This is a genomic window from Lachnoanaerobaculum orale (assembly GCF_003862485.1).
Lineage (GTDB): Bacteria > Bacillota > Clostridia > Lachnospirales > Lachnospiraceae > Lachnoanaerobaculum > Lachnoanaerobaculum orale.
In genome coordinates, this window is record NZ_RRCM01000001.1 from 1,729,734 (window position 1) to 1,752,339 (window position 22,606).

The 22,606-nt window shown below is 38.2% G+C and carries 21 protein-coding genes; all 21 read right to left on the reverse strand.

The genetic code is table 11. From position 1 onward, the window contains the following. Window positions 1–37 precede the first annotated feature (37 nt). Window positions 38–1,522 (reverse strand): bacterial Ig-like domain-containing protein, encoded by a 1,485-nt coding sequence (locus tag EHW90_RS08220; protein ID WP_124952331.1) that lies wholly within the window; start codon window positions 1,520–1,522, stop codon window positions 38–40. A gap of 51 nt (window positions 1,523–1,573) precedes the next feature. Further along, on the reverse strand, window positions 1,574–3,994 hold the full coding sequence (pheT, locus tag EHW90_RS08225; RefSeq protein WP_124952332.1) for a phenylalanine--tRNA ligase subunit beta: 2,421 nt from the start codon (window positions 3,992–3,994) through the stop codon (window positions 1,574–1,576). Between the two features lie 31 nt (window positions 3,995–4,025). Then, the gene (pheS, locus tag EHW90_RS08230) at window positions 4,026–5,045 is read right to left on the reverse strand and encodes a phenylalanine--tRNA ligase subunit alpha (RefSeq protein ID WP_009445297.1); all 1,020 of its coding nucleotides are present in this window, start codon (window positions 5,043–5,045) and stop codon (window positions 4,026–4,028) included. A 76-nt stretch (window positions 5,046–5,121) separates the two neighbouring features. Next, entirely contained in the window at window positions 5,122–6,399 is a 1,278-nt protein-coding gene (locus tag EHW90_RS08235) for an adenylosuccinate synthase (RefSeq protein WP_124952333.1), read from the reverse strand. A gap of 15 nt (window positions 6,400–6,414) precedes the next feature. Next, on the reverse strand, window positions 6,415–7,794 hold the full coding sequence (gene purB / locus EHW90_RS08240) for an adenylosuccinate lyase (protein ID WP_448946179.1): 1,380 nt from the start codon (window positions 7,792–7,794) through the stop codon (window positions 6,415–6,417). Window positions 7,795–7,854: 60 nt separating this feature from the next. Next, a complete protein-coding gene (gene purC, locus EHW90_RS08245) occupies window positions 7,855–8,562 on the reverse strand; it encodes a phosphoribosylaminoimidazolesuccinocarboxamide synthase (protein WP_040457932.1) in 708 nt (235 codons plus the stop codon). 208 nt (window positions 8,563–8,770) lie between these two features. Next, window positions 8,771–9,367, reverse strand: a complete 597-nt coding sequence (locus EHW90_RS08250; protein WP_124952335.1) for an ECF transporter S component — start codon at window positions 9,365–9,367, stop codon at window positions 8,771–8,773. A 139-nt stretch (window positions 9,368–9,506) separates the two neighbouring features. Continuing rightward, window positions 9,507–10,343, reverse strand: a complete 837-nt coding sequence (locus EHW90_RS08255; RefSeq protein ID WP_243113944.1) for a hypothetical protein — start codon at window positions 10,341–10,343, stop codon at window positions 9,507–9,509. Then, window positions 10,309–11,031, reverse strand: coding sequence for an ABC transporter ATP-binding protein (locus tag EHW90_RS08260; protein WP_124952336.1), 723 nt, complete (start codon window positions 11,029–11,031; stop codon window positions 10,309–10,311). The genes EHW90_RS08255 and EHW90_RS08260 overlap by 35 nt, the downstream gene beginning before the upstream one ends. Window positions 11,032–11,057: 26 nt before the next feature. Continuing rightward, window positions 11,058–11,921, reverse strand: a complete 864-nt coding sequence (locus EHW90_RS08265) for an Rpn family recombination-promoting nuclease/putative transposase (RefSeq protein WP_124952337.1) — start codon at window positions 11,919–11,921, stop codon at window positions 11,058–11,060. Between the two features lie 182 nt (window positions 11,922–12,103). Beyond that, window positions 12,104–12,940 carry a hypothetical protein gene (locus EHW90_RS08270; protein WP_124952338.1) on the reverse strand — a complete coding sequence of 279 codons (837 nt, stop codon included), beginning with the start codon at window positions 12,938–12,940 and terminating at the stop codon, window positions 12,104–12,106. Between the two features lie 19 nt (window positions 12,941–12,959). Further along, window positions 12,960–13,610 carry a thiamine diphosphokinase gene (locus EHW90_RS08275; RefSeq protein ID WP_124952339.1) on the reverse strand — a complete coding sequence of 217 codons (651 nt, stop codon included), beginning with the start codon at window positions 13,608–13,610 and terminating at the stop codon, window positions 12,960–12,962. Further along, complete coding sequence (gene rpe, locus EHW90_RS08280; RefSeq protein WP_124952340.1) at window positions 13,610–14,275, reverse strand: ribulose-phosphate 3-epimerase; 666 nt, start codon at window positions 14,273–14,275, stop codon at window positions 13,610–13,612. The genes EHW90_RS08275 and rpe overlap by 1 nt, the downstream gene beginning before the upstream one ends. Next, window positions 14,272–15,189, reverse strand: a complete 918-nt coding sequence (gene rsgA / locus EHW90_RS08285; RefSeq protein WP_124952341.1) for a ribosome small subunit-dependent GTPase A — start codon at window positions 15,187–15,189, stop codon at window positions 14,272–14,274. Before rsgA ends, rpe begins: the two co-directional genes overlap by 4 nt. Then, window positions 15,182–17,317 (reverse strand): Stk1 family PASTA domain-containing Ser/Thr kinase, encoded by a 2,136-nt coding sequence (gene pknB, locus EHW90_RS08290; RefSeq protein WP_124952342.1) that lies wholly within the window; start codon window positions 17,315–17,317, stop codon window positions 15,182–15,184. The genes rsgA and pknB overlap by 8 nt, the downstream gene beginning before the upstream one ends. A 4-nt stretch (window positions 17,318–17,321) precedes the next feature. Next, window positions 17,322–18,050 (reverse strand): Stp1/IreP family PP2C-type Ser/Thr phosphatase, encoded by a 729-nt coding sequence (locus EHW90_RS08295; RefSeq protein WP_124952343.1) that lies wholly within the window; start codon window positions 18,048–18,050, stop codon window positions 17,322–17,324. A 2-nt stretch (window positions 18,051–18,052) separates the two neighbouring features. Further along, on the reverse strand, window positions 18,053–19,108 hold the full coding sequence (rlmN, locus tag EHW90_RS08300) for a 23S rRNA (adenine(2503)-C(2))-methyltransferase RlmN (RefSeq protein ID WP_124952344.1): 1,056 nt from the start codon (window positions 19,106–19,108) through the stop codon (window positions 18,053–18,055). Next, entirely contained in the window at window positions 19,101–20,435 is a 1,335-nt protein-coding gene (gene rsmB / locus EHW90_RS08305) for a 16S rRNA (cytosine(967)-C(5))-methyltransferase RsmB (RefSeq protein ID WP_124952345.1), read from the reverse strand. Before rsmB ends, rlmN begins: the two co-directional genes overlap by 8 nt. Before the next feature lie 2 nt (window positions 20,436–20,437). Continuing rightward, window positions 20,438–21,148, reverse strand: coding sequence for a zinc metallopeptidase (locus tag EHW90_RS08310; protein WP_060931860.1), 711 nt, complete (start codon window positions 21,146–21,148; stop codon window positions 20,438–20,440). A 10-nt stretch (window positions 21,149–21,158) separates the two neighbouring features. Further along, window positions 21,159–22,100: a methionyl-tRNA formyltransferase gene (gene fmt / locus EHW90_RS08315; RefSeq protein WP_124952346.1), complete on the reverse strand. Its 942-nt coding sequence runs from the start codon at window positions 22,098–22,100 to the stop codon at window positions 21,159–21,161. Next, window positions 22,097–22,597, reverse strand: coding sequence for a peptide deformylase (gene def, locus EHW90_RS08320; protein WP_207667047.1), 501 nt, complete (start codon window positions 22,595–22,597; stop codon window positions 22,097–22,099). The genes fmt and def overlap by 4 nt, the downstream gene beginning before the upstream one ends. Window positions 22,598–22,606: the final 9 nt, after the last annotated feature.

The following is a 22,606-nucleotide window of genomic DNA, read 5'->3' on the forward strand; positions in this document are numbered from 1 at the left end:
GGTAATATCACTAAACCATAACTATTGCAAGCAAAGATTACTCTATCTTCACACTGCTTCCGCTTTTAATTTCGGCATCTGTCTGTAAAGATTCGTTACCTTCCACAACTTTTACATTTGCACTGTTGCTTATCCAAGTATTCGGCAATATCTCATAGGAATATTTTACAGTGTAGTCGCCCTTTTTCTTTGTATCCACATTGCTTTCAACCTTTATCTTACTTCTATCTATGTCGGTAAATTCACTACCGCTTTGAATTTTTGCAGATATCAGGTTGTCAAATTCATTCCACTCTTTACCAAGTATCACTTCACTGTCATTGCAATCCAGCACTTTTTGAAATTCCACATATACCTTTGAAAGTATATGTCCGTATTTGTCCTTTTTTCCAAGGTTCAGTTCAAGTCCGTCTTCATAAATATGTTTTTTTTCGCCCACTATAAAATCATATTTATTCTCCAATGCAGCATCTTTTATAAGCAGTGAATATCCTCTGTTCTTTACCAAATCCTGTAATCCGTTTGTATCCACACTTACAAAGGTGTAGTCATTTACAAAAGCATCTTTTCTTTCATCCTTGTAAAACATTGAAAAGGAAGCGGTATTAGCATCGCCGAATTTATCTATTATATCACTTGGCAGTATATCATAGCTTTCCTCGTCTCTTTTTGCTATACCTACTATTTTACCGTTTGCAAAATCTTCAGTTTTCTCACTTCCGTGGCAGGTTGCAATGCTTATGTCAAGGTTCTTTTTGATAGGGTATCTGTAGTTTATCTTAAAATCAAAATTATTGTCGGTATTTATCTCTTCAATAGTCTTTAAATCATCTACAAACTCATCTTTTTTCTCAGGTAATGATTTATTTTCAATGATTTCCATAGGTAAAACACCTTCAAACTTCTGTCCTGCAGATATCTTACCCTCTATTTTGATTGTCTTTACTTTATTGAAGTCAAGGCTCTCTCCTGATTTTCTTTGTGCCTCTGTAACGCTGCCTTTATCTGTCTCATACTTGATATCCACACCTGTCAAATCTCCCTTAAAGATATCAAGATTCGAGTTGATAAGCCTTATTGTGGACACACTGCCGTCCGTACCTGGCGGCATTACTATGTCCACGCTTATATCTCTGTCCACATTTGAACCGTTTTCTATATTCGCACAAAAACAAAGGTTGCTGTATATATCCATATCCAGTATATCCGCAAAGTTCTTTATCGTACTTCTTTTATTGTCCTCATCACTTACCGATATAAGTGACATTGCATTGGATCCGTACTCAGCCTCTCCGCTCAGATTATTGAGTGCTCTTAATCTGAACGATGTCTTTACTCCGTTATCATTGCTCTCATAATCCGGATTGACAGGATTTTTAAATATAGCACTTCTTCCTTCTCCATAAGCCCCGGCGTCATCTCCGATCAGTAAAGAAGTAAGTAAGATAACAGCACATACAAAAAGGCAAAAATATCTGACAAAAGCTTTACTCTTTTTTTTCCTTCTCCTACTTCTACCCATTTTTTCTCACTTTTCAAAAAACAATACCGCTAAAAGACTCATGTAAAAGACTTAAGATCTGATTTTTATATTCTTAGCCTCAAGCTTATTTAAAATTTTATCCATAACCTCATTCACTTCAGTATCAAGAAGAGTCCTCTCCTTGTTTCTGAATGTCAGTGAATAAGCAACGGACTTAAATCCTTCATCTATCTGGTCACCCTCGTATATATCAAATAATTTGAATGACTCAAGATTGCTTCCGCCGTTTTGCTCGATAACATCCTCTATCTCGCCGACTAAGATATTTTTCGGTACTACAAGCGAAATATCTCTTGATGTTGCAGGGTATTTTGCTATTCCGGTATACTTTATATCAAAGTTTACAAAAGGAATAATATTCGGCAAATCAAGCACTGCAATATATGTTCTCTCACCCAGCTTATAATTCTCACAAACGCTCGGATGTACCTCACCCAAGTATCCTAAGCGTACACCGTCAAGTATTATATCGGCCTTTCTTCCCGGATGCAAAAACTCTTCCTTACAGCTTGGGTCATAGTGAAGTTTTGAATCAATTCCTATAGTTGTAAGGAATTCCTCCACAACTCCCTTCATATCAAAGAAATCTTCTTTTCCGTAGAATCCGAGTACAAACTGCATTCTCTCGTCAGGTAATTCCTTTAGCGGAAGTTCCTTAGGAATATAGATGTTTGCAAGTTCGAAAAGATGAACATCCTTATTTCTTCTGTTGTAGTTGGTTGATAAAGAATTCAAAATGCCGTTTACAGCCTGCGTTCTCATCATCCTGAAGTCCTCACCGAGAGGATTTGAAATCTCAATAGCGTTTCTGTAGTGACTGTCCTTTGAAAGGTTCAGCTTATCAAAGACCTTGGCACTTTCAAATGAATAGTTCATTGCTTCCGAGAATCCCAAGAATTTTGCAACTTCTCTTGCAATCTCTTCTATCTCAAGTTTTAAATTGATTCCGCCTATAGTTGCACTTGATTTCGGCAATGTGGTAGGTATCTTGTCGTATCCGAAGAATCTTGCCACTTCCTCTGCAAGGTCCGCCATAAAGTGAATATCCTGTCTGAAGGTCGGAGCCACTATCTCATCAGTCTCTTTATCATATTTTAACTCAATTCTGTCAAAGATTTCAAGCATATCTTCCTTTAATATGTTTGTTCCAAGTAACTTGTTAATCCTGTCAGGCTCAAATTTCACCCTTGATTCCACAACCTTTACAGGATATACATCAACACATCCTCCTACAACCTCGCCTGCACCCAGTTCTTCCACCAAAGAACAGGCTCTCATCATTGCATCATATGCATTGTTTGGATCAAGTCCTTTTTCAAACTTACCTGACGAGTCTGTACGAAGTCCAAGTCTCTTTGATGAAAGTCTGATATTTGTACCGTCAAATGTAGCACACTCAAATACCATTGTAGACACATCATCTGTAATCTTTGAGTTTTCACCGCCCATGATACCTGCAATTGCCACAGCCTTTTTGGCATCATTTATCATAAGAATGTCTTTATCAAGCTTTCTTACAACTCCGTCAAGTGTCTCAAACTCTTCCCCGTCTTTTGCTCTGTCAACTACTATTTTATGTCCTTCAAGCAAGTCGTAGTCAAAGGCGTGCATAGGTTGTCCGTACTCCGCCATTACATAGTTTGTAATATCCACTATATTGTTTATAGGTCTTATACCTACGGCACGAAGTCTCTCCTGCATCCATGCAGGTGATGGCGCAAGCTTGATATTTTTTACAACTCTGGCAACATATCTCTTGCAAAGCTCATTATCTTTTACTTCAACACTCAGATAGTCGGCTACATTTTCACTGTTTCCTGTTTCATTTACCTTCGGTAATACAAACTTTTTCTTAAATGTAGCTGCCGCCTCTCTTGCAATTCCTATTACACCGTAGCAATCCACTCTGTTTGATGTTATCTCATACTCAAATACGGTATCTCTAAGTCCCAAAAGCTCTATAGCATCGCTTCCTACCTTTGCATCCTTTGACAGAATATAGATTCCGCTCTCAGGTGCGTCAGGGAAGTAGTTTTTGTCCTGTCCCAGCTCGTCAATAGAGCACATCATTCCAAATGACTCCACTCCGCGAAGCTTACCTTTTTTTATCTTTATTCCGTTCTCAGGTAAAGGACCGCCGTCATGTCCTCCTGCAACTTTTCCGCCGTCCAAAACTACAGGTACCTTATCACCTACCGAAACATTAGGTGCTCCTGTAACTATCTGTATTTTCTCATTGCCTACATCCACCTGACATATAATAAGTTTATCCGCATCAGGATGTTTTTCTATTGAAAGTATCTCACCTACTACTATTTTCTCAAGATTTTTATCTAATTCTTTATAACCCTCTACCTTGGTTCCGGTTAGAGTCATTGCATCTGTATATTCACTTGGTGTCACATCCAAGTCAGGCACATATGCCTTTACCCATGATAATGCTGTATCCATTCTTTACCTCTGCTCTATGTATATTTGTTGACTAAAACTGCTTTAAAAATCTGATATCGTTCTCATATAAGAGTCTCATATCATCTATCTCATACTTTAAGAGTGCAATTCTCTCAAGTCCGATACCGAATGCAAATCCGTTATACTCATTCTTATCAACTCCACACATATCAAATACATGAGGATGTACCATTCCACAGCCAAGTATCTCTATCCAGCCGCTGCCCTTACAGAACCTGCATCCGCTTCCGTGACATTTAAAACATGTCACATCCATCTCCGCACTGGGCTCTGTGAAAGGGAAATGGTGAGGTCTGAATTTAACCTTTGTATCTTCTCCGAAAAGTTTCTTTGCAAATACTTCAAGTGTTCCCTTAAGATCTGCAAATGTGATGTCCTTATCTACGATAAGTCCCTCTATCTGGTTAAATGTAGGTGAGTGTGTAGCATCCACCTCGTCAGAACGATATACTCTTCCCGGGCTTAACATCTTTATAGGAAGCTTACCTGTCTCCATAATTCTTGCCTGTACAGGTGATGTCTGTGTACGAAGTACTATATCCTTTGATATATAGAAGGTATCCTGTTCATCCTTTGCAGGGTGATTTGCAGGTATATTAAGCTTGGTAAAGTTGTACTCGTCAAACTCTATCTCAGGTCCTTCGACAACTTCATATCCCATATTTGTAAATATTTTTTCAACTTCATGTAATGCAATTACATTCGGATGGCTGTGTCCGAACTCTCTTTTGTTGGCAGGTAGTGTAACATCTATGGTCTCAGCCTGCAGTCTTGCCTTAAGTGCAAGCTTTGAAAGCTCGTTTCCTACATTTTCAAGTGTATTTTCAATAGCCTCTCTCGCCTCATTCACTACTTTACCGAACTCGGCCCTGTCCTCAGGAGCTATATTCTTCATATTTTTAAGAAGTGCTGTAAGCTCTCCCTTTTTACCGAGATATGCTACTTTGAGTTCATTTAATCTTTCTTTATTCTCCGCACTGTTTATCTTCTCTAAAGCTTCTTTTTGAAGCTTCTCTATTATGTCTATCATTATTTCTCCTTACTTAATGCATAGTCAAGCCCCATATCAGTCTATTCTGATATGGGGCAAATCACCATTCAGGCTTTTATCTATAGATAATATCGTCTCTGCCCGGTCCGTTGCTTACCAATTTTACAGGCACTTCAAGTTCTTTTTCTATAAACTCGATATATTTCCTACAGTTCTCAGGCAGCTTGTCATATTCCTTTATACCTCTGATATCACATTTCCATCCCGGAAGATATTCATACACAGGCTTTGCAAGCTTTAACTTGTTTGTTGTAGGGAAGTCCTTTGTAATCTCGCCGTTTATATCATAGCCCACACATACAGGAATCTCATCAAGATATCCGAGTACATCAAGTACTGTAAGTGCAACCTCTGTAGTACCCTGTATTCTTACACCGTATCTTGAGGCAACCGCATCAAACCATCCCATTCTTCTCGGTCTTCCTGTGGTGGCACCGAACTCACCGCCGTCTCCGCCTCTTCTTCTAAGCTCGTCGGCTACAGCTTCATCCAAAATTTCACTTACAAACTCTCCCGCTCCTACTGCAGATGAGTATGCTTTAACAACTGTTGTTATATCACTTATTTCATATGGCGCTATACCTGCACCGATTGCACCGTATGCCGCCAATGTGGATGATGATGTAACCATAGGGTAGATTCCGTGGTCAGGATCTTTAAGTGAACCGAGCTGACCCTCTAAAAGAATATTCTTTCCCTCTTTGATTGCCTTATATAAATATGTACTTACGTCACATACAAAAGGCTCTATCATATCTCTGTACTCGTGAAGTGTATTCATAAGTTCACTTTTGTCAAGCTCAGGCATATGATAAAGATGCTTGAACATTACATTCTTAAGTGTGCAGATTTTTTCCACTTTTTCTTCAAGTATCTCATCGTCAAAGAGTTCGCTTACCTGAATACCGATTTTTGCAAACTTATCTGAATAAAAAGGAGCTATTCCCGACTTGGTAGAGCCATATGCCTTTCCGGCAAGCCTTGCTTCCTCATAGGTATCTTGCAAAATATGATACGGCATCAAAAGCTGTGCTCTGTCGGATACCAAAATCTTAGGCCTCGGAACACCTTTTTCTACTATTTCATTTATTTCCTTAATCAAATACGGAATATTAAGTGCAACTCCATTGCCTATAACACTTGTTGTATGATCATAGAATACTCCTGAAGGCAACAAATGCAATGCAAACTTACCATAATTGTTTATGATTGTATGGCCTGCGTTGCTTCCGCCTTGGAAACGGATAATAATATCTGCCTTTGCAGCCAGCATATCTGTAATTTTACCTTTACCCTCGTCTCCCCAGTTAGCACCTACTATAGCTCTTACCATTTAATTCAATTCTCCTTACACATTTATATCAGCCTTTAATCCCAGAATATCCTTGTATTCATCTAAGATAGGCTTGATATTTCTTTTTATAAAATCTTCCACCTGAACACTGCTTCTGCCGATGTATTTTTCAGGCTTCATAGATTCTTCCAACTCTTCCTTTGAAAGATTGAACATAGGATCGTTTGCAATCAAATCAAGCAGATTGTTGTCTTCTCCAAGTTCTTTTACATTTTTTCCGGCGATCATTGAAAGTTCTCTTATTCTTTCATGCAGCTCCTGTCTGTCGCCGCCCGCTTTCACGGCATCCATCATTATATTCTCTGTAGCCATAAAAGGCAATTCCGCCATCAAATGTTTTTCTATAACTTTCGGATATACTACCAGTCCGTCCACCACATTCAAATATAAGTCAAGTATACCGTCTATGCATAAAAATCCCTCAGGCACGGACAGTCTCTTGTTTGCGGAATCATCCAATGTCCTCTCAAACCACTGTGTGGAAGCCACCATCATCGGATTCATAACATCGCTCATAACATAGTTTGAGAGCGATGCAATTCTTTCACTTCTCATAGGATTTCTCTTATATGCCATTGCCGATGAACCTATCTGTGATTTTTCAAAAGGCTCTTCAATTTCTTTAAGGTGTTGTAAAAGTCTGATGTCATTTGAAAACTTATGTGCGGAAGCCGCAATTCCCGCAAGGACATTCAATACCTTTATGTCCACTTTTCTGGAATAAGTCTGTCCTGAAACCGGATAACATTCTTTAAATCCCATCTTGTCTGCAATCATAGGATCTATTTTATCTATCTTTTCATTATCTCCGTCAAAAAGCTCCACAAAAGAGGCTTGAGTACCTGTAGTACCCTTGCATCCCAAAAGCTTCAGATTATCAATGGTGTAGTTTATATCCTCATAGTCAAGCAAAAGCTCATTTATCCAAAGCGTGGCTCTCTTTCCGACTGTAGTCGGCTGTGCAGGCTGAAAATGAGTGAACGCCAAAGTAGGAAGGTCTTTATACTTTAGTGCAAACTTTGAAAGCTCATTTATTACATTGACAAGTTTTTCTCTTACAAGTTCCAAAGCCTCTTTCATAATTATAATATCTGTATTATCACCTACATAGCAGCTTGTAGCCCCGAGATGTATAATTCCCTTTGCCTTCGGGCATTGTACTCCGTAAGCATATACATGACTCATTACATCATGTCTTACCTGCTTTTCTCTCTCAAGTGCCACATCAAAGTTTATATCATCTTTGAATTTTTTCAGCTCTTCTATCTGTTCGTCGGTTATATTAAGACCGAGTTCCTTTTCGGTCTCCGCCAGTGCAATCCACAGTCTTCTCCAGGTTTTAAACTTCTTATCCTGTGAAAAAATATACTGCATCTTTGCACTTGCATATCTTTCACAAAGCGGGCTTATATATCTGTCTCTCAAACCTGCCTCCTAATTTATTCCAAGTCTTCTGAATACTTCGGCATATGCGTCTTCCACTCCGCCAAGGTCTCTTCTGAATCTGTCCTTATCAAGCTTTTCATGTGTTTGCTTGTCCCAAAGCCTGCAGGTATCAGGAGAAATCTCATCAGCAAGAATGATATCTCCTTTATATCTTCCGAATTCAATTTTAAAATCTATCAGGTCTATCCCTAAATTGTCAAAGTAATTTATCAATGTCTCATTTACCTTGAAAGCATATGAAGCAATCTTATCTATCTCTTCCTGTGTGGCAAGATCAAGTGCAAGTGCGTAATATCCGTTGATGAAAGGATCTCCAAGTGCGTCATCCTTATATGAAAACTCAAGAGTAGGCGTCTTTAACTTAATTCCCTCTTCCATTCCAAGCTTCTTTGCAAAGCTTCCTGCAGAATAGTTTCTTACTATAACCTCAAGCGGAACTATCTTTACGGCTTTTACAGCGGTCTCTCTGTCATTCAGCTCTTTAATATAGTGAGTAGGAACCCCCTTCGTTTCCAAAATCTTAAACAAATGATTTGTCATACGATTGTTAATCGCACCTTTACCGACTATAGTTCCTTTTTTCTCTCCGTTAAATGCCGTGGCATCATCCTTATAAGAAACTATCAGCACATCCGGGTCGGCAGTTTTGAACACCTTTTTTGCTTTTCCTTCATATAACTGCTCCAACTTCTCCATTGTATACCTCCATTTGCTTTCAAAATGCAACATTTCTCTGTCCGCTGTCACATAAAGCGGGCAAACACCACGACTGTATTATATACTACTCTATTGAATGTGGCAATATATTAGGGAAAATACTTGCATCCTGTCACATATTTACACATTAAAAAAGATACTTCCACTTACCCTAAGGTAAACGGAAATATCTTTAAAATGAAGTATGCTATTTTATCTTCAGGAATAATCCTGATTTGATAAGTACGGGCCTTAGTGCTGTGTACAGTATCACTATAAGTACTGTACTGACAATCGCATTTATAAGAGTGGTTCCTGCCGCCCATGTAGCCATTATCTTGGCCGCATCGGCCTGAACTCCCAATATATATGTCTTATACAGATATCCTACGATCGGATCGAATATAACATTAAATCCAAGTCCGCATATTGAAGATATTGCAGTCCACTTTATAATGTACTTTGTATCATGGCTCTCTGTGATATGAGCAATCTTATGTGCAACAAAACCTGCTATAAGTCCTATACAAAGCTTCAGTATAAATGTCTTCGGTGCCGATGTAATGTATACAGGATCCAAAACATCCGCTATCGTCATTCCGAGGCTTCCGGCCACTCCGCCATATACACCGCCAAGCAATATTGCCGCTATAACACAGAATGCGTTGCCTATATGCAGTGCCGTCATATCGCCTGATATTGTAGGAATCGGAATCTTCAAATATGTAAAGCTGACATAACATAATGCCGCCATAAGTGCCGTTACCACAAGTTTAAATACTGTACTGTCTTTAATTCTCTCCATTACTCTTTCCTCCATGTCTTAAACTGTCATCATTATATAAAAATAGTGGTATGATTAAAACATCCAATTCAGATAATTTCAATCATACCACTTATAAGTTTTAAATATATTTTCAATTAAATCAATAAAATTTTATTTATTATTCCAGGTTTAATTTTTTGCTTATAATGTAGTAATTGAGTACATATGATATAATAATCACTCCTATATTTATAATTGCAATAAAAATGAGATTGATTATTACACCTGTTCCTCTACTGTAGTAATTCGCTTTGGCCACTTCAGTAACTATCATATTTATAACCCATTCAACAGCCGCAATTATTCTATCTATAACTATAAATGATACAACTCCCATAAGTATTCTGTGTGAATTAAACAGCTGGCCTATGGATGCAGCTAAAAGCAGTATAAATGTTACGGAAACTGTTTGTATAACTGCAGATATTCCGAACATAGTTACCGCCAATACAATTCCGAAACCTGTATAAAAGTATCTGCCCTCAAATATTTGTAACAGACTTGAAATATTATATATCGCATTATCAAATCCGTCTTTTGCCACATAATATCCTAAAAATATAATCACTGCCGATATTATGACCATTAAATCAACTGATATCTGTACCGCTATGGCAGGTATTGTCTTGCCGAGAATAAGCTCATTTGTACTTAAAGGCAATGTATGTGTTAAATATCCTGTAGACGAATACATACTTTTATAGAATCTGTAGCCTATAAATATATTCATCCCTATTGCTATAACCATCAGTATAAAGACATAAGCTAAAAATGAAATGCTCGCCACAAATATAGACCATATGCCTGTTTCCAAATTTTCACCGCCGAAAATTAAAATAGGCAGTACGCCAATCAAAAGTCCTATCAGAGTAACACAAAATAATGCTATAAAAGCGACAAGTAAAACGTGACTCATTTGCTTAAATTCGTACTTTATCATTTTGACTGACATCATACACCTCCCTAAAGTACTCATCTACAGAGCATCCCTTTTCATTTCTTATGGCAGCCGATGTCTCATGCAGTATTATTTCTCCATCCTTTATAAAAATTACATCATCAAGTATCTTTTCAACATCTGCAATAAGATGTGTTGATATAATCACCGTAGCTGTTTTGTTGTAATTTCCCACAATTGTATTTAATATGTAATCTCTTGCCACAGGGTCAACTCCTGCTATCGGCTCATCAAGTACATACAACTTGGCTCTTCTGCTCATCACAAGTATAAGCATAAGTTTTTCTCTGTTTCCCTTTGACAATGCCTTTATCTTAAATTTATAAGGTACCTGCAAATCTTCAAGCAATTTATATGCTATGCCTATATCAAAATCAGAATAAAAACCGGCAAACATCCTCATAGTATCTTCAATACTCATATTTATATCCAAAAAGTCTTTATCCGGCAGATATGATACATATGACTTGGTTACCTTACCGGGCTCCTGACCGTCTATTGTTACTATGCCGCTGCTTGGCTTTATAAGTCCTACAATAAGCTTTATCATAGTGGTCTTTCCGCTTCCGTTCGGACCAAGCAATCCCACTATCTTTCCGCTCTCTATGTTAAGATTGATATTTTTGAGTGCCTGTTTTACACCGTAACTCTTATTTACACTTTTTAAATTCACCGAATCAAACATAAAATTACCGTCTCCCCAATATAATATCATTCCAAATATTTTTTGAAGTCTTCCTCACTCATATCGGCTCTTTTTGCCGCTTCACTAACACTTATTAAGCCGTCTTTAACTAATGAAACCAGACTGCTTAACACACCTTTTGCTATACCTTCTTCTATACCCCTTGCTCTTCCTTCTTCTATACCCCTTTCCATTCCTTCTCTCATGGCCGCTTTCATAGACTCCCTGTCGACTTCTTCTCGCAGCGCTTCATATACTCCTCTTAATGCCTCTGTCATCTTTTCTCCCTTCGTTTCTCTGTTAAATCTAAGTTTCATCTCCGATGTTACAGGAAATTTTAAATTGTATACATCACTTTCTGTAAAAACTCTCATCAGCTCAGCTATGAGACTTCCATCGTTTACCGGGCTGATATAAATTTCCTGTAAGCCGTTATCCAACTCAACCTCAGTCTTATCAATAATTCTTTTTATTACATATAGACTCTTATTAAGTCCAAATATATCAAAATTACAGACATATACTATACAAATATTTGGAACTTTATCAAAACTGTCCCCTTTTTTCATCAGGCTTGTTGTCAACACACTGCCGTAGTACCTGACTCTTCTTTGATGATCTGTATTGTTTGCATTTTGTACCTCTACATTAACTTTCCGTCCATCCTCCAACTCACAATATGCATCCAGTATAACCGATCTGCCTTCTATGCTTGTTACAGAGTGCTGTGAATGATTACTGACAACTCTCAGTTTCGGTTCCTGCAAAAATACCCTCAAAATCTCTTCACAAAACTCTATACTTTCCGCCATCTTTCTGAACACGGCATCTTCTATAGGATTCAATGTTCCTATAGCCTCCATAAACCTTTGCTTTGACTTTAATTCCATAGACCTCCCCCTAATTAACAATATATAGAATAAAATATTACACAGATAACTTAAGAAATATAAATATTACCTACAAATATAATACAATTTTTAATCTGAAAAAACAATAAATTTTATATTAATTAAATCAAAAAGCAGACTGATACCTTGTATAATCTGCTTTTTATTTAAAAGTGTAAAAGTCAACTTTTACGTTTCAGTCGTGTTCCGATAATACGACAACTTAGTAAATAATAGGTTATTGTCAATACTGCATTTTTTAATATTGATGCCGTTGCATAGATATGGCTGTCAAGTTCACCCCATCGGATACCTTCTGGGGCTTTTATACCACCTAAAATCACCTGTCTTACCAAATGTCCTGTAAAATTCTCAGCTAAGAGCAAATTACAAATAACTATAAAAAGTATCATTGCAATTGCACCACCTGCTTTTTTAAAAGATTTACCTATAGAGACACACAACCACAGAAGCAGTGTAGTAGTAAAAATACCGACTATTTTAGCTATAATAACTTCAAATGCAAGTAACCCGGTTACTGATTCTCCATTATTGATTTCCATAAAATAAAACTCCGAGTAATTTACTATATCACTGAAAGATATTCCATATCCATACCCGTATCTTATTGAATCAAATTCACCCATTATCAGTGCTGCAGCTACAAACATTTCAACTCTTACCGCTATTTGAAATATTACCATAGGTATGAATTTACTTAAAATCAGTTTATTTGCAGATGATGTATCTGTAGAATACATACTTCTATAAAATACATCTCCACCATATATATACATAAGTAATGTAAAAACAGGGTATATAAACTCACAAAATAAATTAACAATACCGCTAATTATATACCACAATATTATTGCTGACGTACTCTTTATACCTGAGATTAAGAATATTAATCTTATAAACAAAAAAGCTGTTACTGTCATTATAGCTATTATCGTCGATACAAGTTTCAGCGGTTTTTGTAATTGTTTAAATTCACACTTTATCATTTCTGTAAACATAATATTTCCTTTGTGTCAATTAATCTCTGCTCTCCACTACCAGTATTTCACCGTCAAATATCACACTCATATAGTCATCCACTATCTCATTACTGATAAAAAGGCTTGGATTTTCTATATTGTCAAGATATTTGTTTTCTACAGGATATGCAACTCCTGTAAGAGATTCTATAAAGACCTTTTCTTTCACGGCAAAAAAGCTTATATACTTGCCCCACACCAAGCGCTTTTCCAAAATAAAAGGATTTGACTTTACATATATCCTGTTGCATCTGTCAACGACCGTTATATCCACTCCTAACTTTTTGTACTTTCTAAGCATTAAAATATTTGCAAATGTGTGGTCAAACCTTCTGCCCAGTGCTCCGAAAATTACTATTTCAGTTATATTTCTTTTGTATGCCCAGTCTATTGCAAGCTCAGTATCGGAGAAATCTTTAACCGGATTATGTCTTACTATTTCAATGCCCAAACCGGCATAGTACTCAAGTCTCTTTTCATCCGCCAATGTATCAAAATCTCCGACCATTACATTTGGCAACTTACCTGTCTCTTCAAGCTTTTTGACAGCCGCATCAACACTTATAACAGTCGTATATTTATTTTTACTTATATATGACTCAAGCAGTGATAAATCAATATCACCGCCTGTAACAATTATTGCATTCATTAAACTTTATGCCTTCCCATTGCATTTCTCAAATCAAGTATGTTCTTTAAAATATCTCCTTTAAACACGGAAGAACCTGCAACAAACTCATCCACACCGGCGTCTGAAAGTTCCTTTATATTGTCAACTCCGACACCGCCGTCCACCTGTATTATAAGATTCTTATTTTTTTCATCCCTAAGTTTGGACAGCTCTCTTACCTTGTCAAGGCTGTAAGAAATAAACTTCTGTCCTCCAAACCCCGGATTAACACTCATTATAAGCACCATATCCACTTCACTGATGATATTTTGTAAAAGTGAAACCGGTGTTGCCGGATTTATAGCAATACCGCTTCTAAGTCCGAAGGACTTTATCTGTGAGATACATCTGTCTATATGCTTACAGGCCTCAAAGTGTATTGTAATGCCGTTTGCACCGCTTTTATAAAAATCCTCTATATACCTCTCAGGATTTTCCACCATCATATGCACATCAAAGAAAAAGTCTACAGACTTTCTGAGTGAACTTATAACAGGCATACCGAATGAAATACTCGGCACAAACATTCCGTCCATTACATCAAGGTGCAAAACCTCTATATCTCCTTTTTTAAGCAGTTCAAGCTGTGACGACAAATTAAAAAAATTTGCTGCAAGCAGTGACGGTGCGATATTCTTTTTCAATATTTTCTCCTTTCAGACAGTTCCTCATACATTTTTTTATAACTCTGATATCTTATCCTGCTTATACTCGTGATTTCTAAAGCTTTTTTAACCGCACATTCAGGTTCGTTGATATGTACACAGCCTGCAAATCTGCACTTTCCCTCATACTTATCAAACTCATGAAAATGAAATCTGAGTTCTTCTTTATCAAAGGTAGGAGATTCAACACTTGTAAATCCCGGCGTATCAAAAACAAATGTGTCATCATCGATCATAAAAAGCTCGGAATGTCTGGTTGTATGTCTGCCTCTTTCTATCTTCCTACTGACGGTATTTGTATCCATATTTGCCTTAGGCGCAAGGATATTGGTTATAGACGACTTTCCTACTCCCGACGCTCCGGCAAGTACACTGACTTCACCCTTTAGAGCCTCTCTAAGCTTATCAAGTCCGCCTTCGGTCTTAGTTGATGCCATAATATTTTTAAATCCTGCATTTTCATAAACTTTTGCATATTCTATAGCCTTGGCTTCATTTAAATCGGTCTTATTCCAACATATATCCACTCTTATACCGGCATTTGACATATTTATCAAATACTTGTCCAGATAGTAGAATGCCGGCGATGGAGATTCCACCGCCAAAACAAGCACTACCTTATCAATATTTGCCACCGCCGGCCTTATCAGGGCATTTTTTCTTTTATGAATCTTCACAACATTTCCTTCAAGATCCTCGGTATCTGTAATCTCAAAATCCACATTGTCACCGACAAGCGGTTTCATACCTATATTTCTGAAAATACCCTTCGCCTTACAGGAAAAAATCTGCCCTTTTCTCTCACACTCATCAAGTATTATACAGTAATAAAAACCTGCAATTCCCTTTATTATCTTCGCAAAATAAACTTTGCCTTCATCCAAATTACTCAACTCTAAAGAACTCCACCGTATATGATTTCAATACTTCTCCGCTATCCACATTTACAATCTCAACCTGTCCCTGATCGACTCCGTTTGCACCTACAATGGTTCTGAATCTTACAGGAAGTATGGTATCACCTGTTACGGTTCTTGCATCCATAAGTGTTGAATATACATCGCTGCCGTTTACAGTCTGCTTAAGTCTTATCATAACTTTTACACTGGTGAGTCCCGAGCTTGGTCCTATCACATCCTGCAACGAATAGTTAGTATCGATTGAACCTACATATCTGTAATTTGCCGCTACACTGGTAGGTGCTACAGTTGCCTTGGTAGGCTGTGTCTGCTGCTGTTCATTTGTACTTTGACTTAACTGTTCACTGCTTGCCTGAGTTGTTTCAGGCGCAACACCGTTACTTACCGCATAGTCTACACTGCTTCCGCTGTCCACGCTTGAACCTGCCGCAGTCGACTGACCTATTATAATTCCCTTTGCTACGGTCGCACTGTGTTGTTCGGCCTTATTTCCAAGCATAAGACCGTTTGTCTCAAGCAATGTCTTAGCCTCAGACTCACTCATGCCTGTGATATTAGGAACCACCACCTTTGTTACCTTCTTGCCGCTGCTGACGGTAAGAGTCACTCTTTCACCGTTTTTCGGCTTTGTAGGTGTATACGATATAACTGAGCCCTTCGGAACCGTATCTGAAGGTTCTTCTTTAGTATCTGTAGAGAATCCGTTTTCCTTTAACAAACTTTCCGCACTCTCCTTTGTCTTACCTACAAGATTTAACTTGGATATATCAAAAGCGTCCGAACCCAGACTTATTACCACACTTACCTTTGAATACTTTGATACCACTTCATCGGCCTTCGGCTCCTGTGATATAACATTTCCCTTTTCCACGGTATCCGAGTACTCACTTGACTTTACCTGCATCTGAAGATTGTTATCTGAAAGCTTCTTATCAGCCATCTTCTCGGACAGTCCCACTACATCAGGCATTTTTGTCTGTGTGGAGTCAAGCTTACTCTGTGAAGTATCTGAACCCTTACCTCCGAATACTCCTGTAAATCTGCCAACAAAGAACACCAAAAGTACCACAATAATTACCGCTATGATAACACCCGCAACGGACATAATCTTATCCATCTTTTCATCTTCCTCATCATAGTCGTCATCGTCGTCTTCTTCCTCTTTGTCGTCTCTTTCGTACTCATCATCACTCATATCGTCGATAGGCTCCACCTGACTGAGCATTGCGGTATCCTCAGCCTTAATTATCTTTGTTGAACCGCTTATCTCATACGGCGTATCAGGGTTTAAAAGCACATTTTCAAGGTCGTCAAGAAGCTCAGTAATATTTTGATATCTGTTGGCAGGGTCCTTCTTTGTACACTTTAATATAATTCTTTCCAGATTCGGTGAAATTTTATTATTGTATACACTCGGAGGTGTCATAGCCTGCTCAAGATGTGCAAGCGCCACCGCTACAGTCGATTCACCTGTGAAAGGAACTCTTCCTGTAAACATCTCATACATTGTAATACCCAAAGAGTATATATCACTTCTGGCATCACATCTTCCGCCCCTTGCCTGTTCAGGCGAAATGTAATGTACCGAACCTATTGCATTCGCATTTACAGTCTGCTCGGATACGGCTCTTGCTATGCCGAAATCCGCAACCTTTACTTTACTGTCATCTGTTATAAGTATATTCTGAGGCTTTATATCTCTATGCACTATATGCTGAGCATGAGCCGTCTTAAGCGCTCTTGCCACCTGTATGGCTATACTTACACCCTCCGTTATATCAAGCTTTCCCTTTATCCTTATATATTCTTTCAGGGTTATACCGTCTACAAGCTCCATTACTATAAAGTGGTATCTACCCTCATCCACTACATCATAGATATTTACTATATTTTCACCCAAAAGACTTGCCGCCGCCTGTGCCTCTCTTTTGAACTTTTCAACAAAGTTTAAGTCGGTACAAAACTCATCCTTTAAAACCTTTATAGCGACCATTCTTCCAAGTTTTAAGTCTTTGGCTCTGAATACATTGGACATACCGCCTGAGCCTATCTTTTCTATGATTTCATATCTTCCTTGCAAGACAACTGATTCAAGATTCATAATATTACCTCGCACTCACATCTACAAGCAAAATTGATATATTATCACTTCCGCCTGACAGATTTGCCTCCTCTATTAGTCTTTTTGCACTTGACTCTACACCGGCTCCTGAAGATATTATATTAAAAATCTTCTTATCATCAACCATGTTTGTAAGTCCGTCCGAACATAATAACACATACTCGTTTCCCAAAAGTTCCACCTCAAAGCTGTCAATAAGCACCTTTGCTTCCGCCCCTACAGCTCTGGTTATCTTACTTTTGTTCTCTTTGTACTCGTCGCTTTCTCTTGTAATTTCGCCCTTGGATACAAGCATCTCTACAAGAGAATGATCCTTTGTTATTTGAGCTATTCCGTTCTCATCCAATATATAGCATCTGGAATCACCGACATTGAAAACATACAATGTATTATCTATTATACTTGCCGCCACTACGGTGGTTCCCATACCTGTAAGGTTAGGATTTTTAATACCTTCAGCATACAAATTTTCATTTGCATACTCTATGGCTTCTCGGATAGCCACCACAGGCATTTTCATTGTATTTTCAATATATGTTATCATATATCCGATAAGAGACTTTGATGCATAATCTCCTGCCTTTTCTCCTCCCATGCCGTCAGCCACAATATATAAATTCGGCAGTACCCCTATCGGTACATCACTTACATATACTGTATCCTGATTTATGAGTCTGATCCTGCCTACATCGGTCAATGCAACCGAATACATATTTACACCTCCAAGCTTTCAGATCCACCGTTTGTCTCGATAAATCTTCTTCTCAACTGTCCACAGGCACCATCAATATCTCTGCCCATCTCTCTTCTGACTGTGGCATTGACACCCTTTTTTTTCAAAAACTCTCTGAAAGCCTTTATTTTAAGCTTATCCGACTGCTTAAAATCCCTCTCTTTTATCGGATTTACAGGTATCAAATTGATGTGTATGTTTCTTCCGTTTACAAGTTTTACAAGTTTTTTTGCCTCCTCTATGTTGTCATTCACTCCCGCCACCAAAGAGTACTCATATGATACTCTTCTGCCTGTCTTTTTAAAGTAGTAATCACAGGCGGAAATAACATCTTTTAACGCGTATTTATTGGCTACAGGCATTATAGTCTTTCTTATCTCATCATTCGGTGCATGCAGCGACAGTGCCAATGTGATATTAAGTCCCTCATCTGCAAGCTGCCTTATCTTCGGTACAATACCGCAGGTTGAAACTGTAATATTTCGTTGGCTGATATTTAACCCCATATCACTGCTTATAATCCTGACAAATTTTACTATATTTTCATAGTTGTCCATAGGCTCTCCCGAACCCATCACCACTATATTTGATACTCTCTCTCCCAAAAGTCTTTGAATGCTGTACACCTGATCAAGCATCTCACCTACAGTAAGATTTCTTACAAGTCCGTCCAGTGTGGAAGCACAAAACTTGCATCCCATTCTGCATCCCACCTGTGATGAAATACATACAGAGTTGCCGTGTTCATACTTCATTCTCACACTCTCTATAATATTTCCGTCAGACAGTGCAAACAAATACTTTCTTGTATCGTCTATCTTTGATTTAAAGACCTCCACCGGCTTAAGCTCTGTAAGTTTCGCCTCTGAATTCAGCCTTTCTCTGAACGCCTTTGAAAGATTCGTACACTCATCAAAGGACTCTATAAGTGACTTATGCATCCATTCAAACAACTGTTTTGCTCTGAATGCCGGTTCACCCATATCTTTTATGAAGGTCTTTAACTCATCCAAATCCATTGACTTTATATCAGTCATTATCTCTCCTAAATACTGCAATGAAAAAACCGTCGCAGTCGTCTCTTCCGGGTATCAACTTAAGATACCCCTTCTTTAATTCCTCCGTATCAAAATGTTCAAGCAATTTGCCTGTCAGTCTGTCAGTCAGATCCACAGGCTTAAAATCACTGTGATTTTTCAAAAAATTTGACACGTTCTCTTCGTTTTCAGCCCTGTTTAATGTACAGGTTGAAAATATAAGTTCTCCACCCTTTTTTACATACTTTGATACATTATCAAGTATTTCTTTTTGTAAAGCGGAAAGCAATTCCGTTCCCTCAGGATCAAGTCTGTATTTTATATCAGGTTTCTTTCCTATAATACCTATACCGCTGCAGGGAAGGTCGGCCAATACCAAATCACTTTCTGCAAATCTTTCGTCAAATACTCTTGCATCCGCCACCACAGGATTTATATTTTTAAAGCCCTGTACTTTTACATTCTCTATTATCAAATTGACCTTATTTTCACTGACGTCACAGGAATAAATCACAGCTTCACCGTCTGCTTTATCAGCCAGCAAAAAGCTCTTTCCTCCGGGCGCCGCACATACATCTACAGCCTTTTTTATATTATCAGGTATTATAAGCTTTGATATCATTGAGGATGAAACATCTGTAATATAACACTTCCCCGATTTTATTGCAGGAATATCATCCACTTTATCAAATCCGCTTATATACAAAACAGAATCGTTAAGCTTTGAATTTTCAACCTTGATATTGCCATCTTCCAGTTCCTTAATCACATCAGTAACATCTGACTTTGATGTATTCACTCTTACGGATAAAGGTCTGTTTGAGAGAAAGTACTCCAAGGTTTTATCAAAATACTCACCGGTATTTTCTTTTATTATATCAAGTAAAAATTCGGGCATGGAGTACTTAATACCTATATCATCAAAACTTATAGATTCTTTTTCAGCGCTTATCTTTCTTAATATACCGTTTACAAAGCCTGTAAGTGCATTAAGCCTCCTTTGTTTTACAAGGTTTACGGCTTCATTTATTATTGCTCTGTCAGGTACTCTGTCCATATAAAGCATTTGATAAATTGCCATTCTCAGTATTTCTCTGATTACAGGCTTAACACGCTTGCCGTTATTATATTTTTTTATAATAAAATCAAGTTGCAACCTGTACTCCACAACTCCGTGAACCACCCTTGAAAAGAAGCCTCTGTCCGCCTTTGACAGATATGAATACTTTTCAAGTGCCATATCTATGACCTTGTGGCTGTACTCGCCTTCAACATCTATAAGCATCAGAGCTTCCAAAATAAGAGCCCTTATATTTGTTTTTTCCATTGTCAGTCTCTTCTTCCTCTACCGTTAAATAATAGCAAAAGTCTCAGTAACTGCAATACTCCCGAAGCTGCCGCCGCCACATATGTCATAGCTGCCGCAAAAAGCACCTTTCTTGCACTCTTATCTTCATTTGACGGTAATATATTGTTGCTTTGCAGCTCTATCAACGCTCTTCTTGAGGCGTCAAACTCTACAGGCAATGTTATTATCTGGAATATTACCGCAAGCAAAAACAGTCCTATTCCAAGCTGTATAAGTATATTTGACATATTTCCGTAACCAAGTAATATACCTATAAATATCATAGGCCAAGACAGTCTGCTTCCCCAACTTGCTATAGGTACAAATGCACTTCTTAAGTTTAGCGGAACATAGCCTACATTGTCCTGTATGGCATGACCGCATTCATGTGCCGCCACAGCGATTGCAGCCACTGATGTTGAATTATAGATAACCTCACTGAGGCTGACTGTCTTATCTCTCGGATCATAGTGGTCTGTAAGTCTGCCTGATACCGGTCTTACTCCGACATCGTAGATTCCGTTTGCTCTAAGTATTCTCTCAGCCACCTCTCTTCCTGTAAGATTTGACTCCGATCTCACTCTCTCATACTTTGCAAATGTCGCCTTCATTCTCCATGAAGCAAGCAATGTGATTACCATTCCGATTATTACAAATATGTATGTTATATCAAAGCCGTAACCGTAGTACATAAGCCCCTCCTTATTTTCCTAATACATATCCCTGCTTTATCTCTCTGCCAAGCAAAAAGTCCTTTGCAGACATTCTTTTCTTACCTTCAAGTTGTAAAGACAGCACCTTTAAGACGCTGTTATTACATATTATAAAAATGTCTTTATTAAAGCTATATATTTTGCCGTAATTTTCGCTTAAATTTATATTTGGTAATTCCGATATATTTTCAGAAACCTTGACTTCCCAAATCTTTAATACCTTACCCTCATACTTTGTATATGCACTTGGCCAAGGATTCATTCCCCTTATAAGTCTTTCAATCTCTGTGGCGGATTTATTAAAGTCTATCTCGCCCATCTGTTTTGAAATCATCTTTGCGTACTCTGTGGTCGCATTTCCCTGAGGTGTAGGGTTAATACTGTCAAAATTTGCTATAGTATCCACTATAGCCTCACCGCCAAGGATTGCCAACTTGTCAAAAAGCGATCCTCCGGTTTCATCATCTGCGATAGGCAGTTCATACTGCTTTAAGATATCTCCGGTATCAAGCCCTTCATCCATAAGCATTGTGCTAATACCGGTCTTTTTCTTACCGTCTATAATCGACCACTGTATAGGTGCCGCACCCCTGTACTCAGGCAAAAGTGATGCATGAATGTTGATACAACCAAGCCTCGGAATATCAAGTATTTCCTTAGGTAAAATCTTACCGTACGCCACCACCACAAAAAAATCGGCATTTTCAGACTTAAGTCTTTCAATCAACGCTTCATCTTTCATCTTTGAAGGGGTAAGCACCGGAATATTTAATTCCTGTGCCAGCTCCTTTACAGGTGTAGGGCTAAGTTCTCCTCTGTTTCTTTTCTTATCCTCTCTTGTAAGTACCAGGCTGACATCATGTCCCGCTTCTACCAAGCTTTTAAGAGGCTGTAGTGAAAAATCGGGAGTTCCCATAAAAACTATTTTCATTCTTCATCTTCCTCTTCTTCATACATTTTTTCAAGCTCCTCATTGTCTATAAGCTCACCCTCTACAAGGTCGACATACAGCTCTCCGTCAAGATGTGCGCACTCATGACAGACAGCTCTTGCAAGCAATCCCTCTCCCTCTATGGTGTACTCATTCATATCAAGGTCAAATGCCTTTGCAACCACATGGTTAGGTCTTTTTACTATACCGCTCTTTCCCGGAACACTGAGACAACCCTCATATCCTACCTGCTCTCCGTCCTGCTCAAGAATAACAGGATTTATAAGAACATGTACATTTTCAGGTTCAGTCTCTATTACCACTATTCTCTTTAAAACACCTACCTGAGGAGCTGCAAGTCCTACACCGTTAGCCTCTCTCATTGTGTCAATCATATCTTCCACCAAAACTCTTGTTCTGTCGTTTACTTCTTTTACTTCTTTGCACTTCTTGTTTAAAACATTGTCTCCCATTACTCGTATTGCTCTTATTGCCATATCTATCTC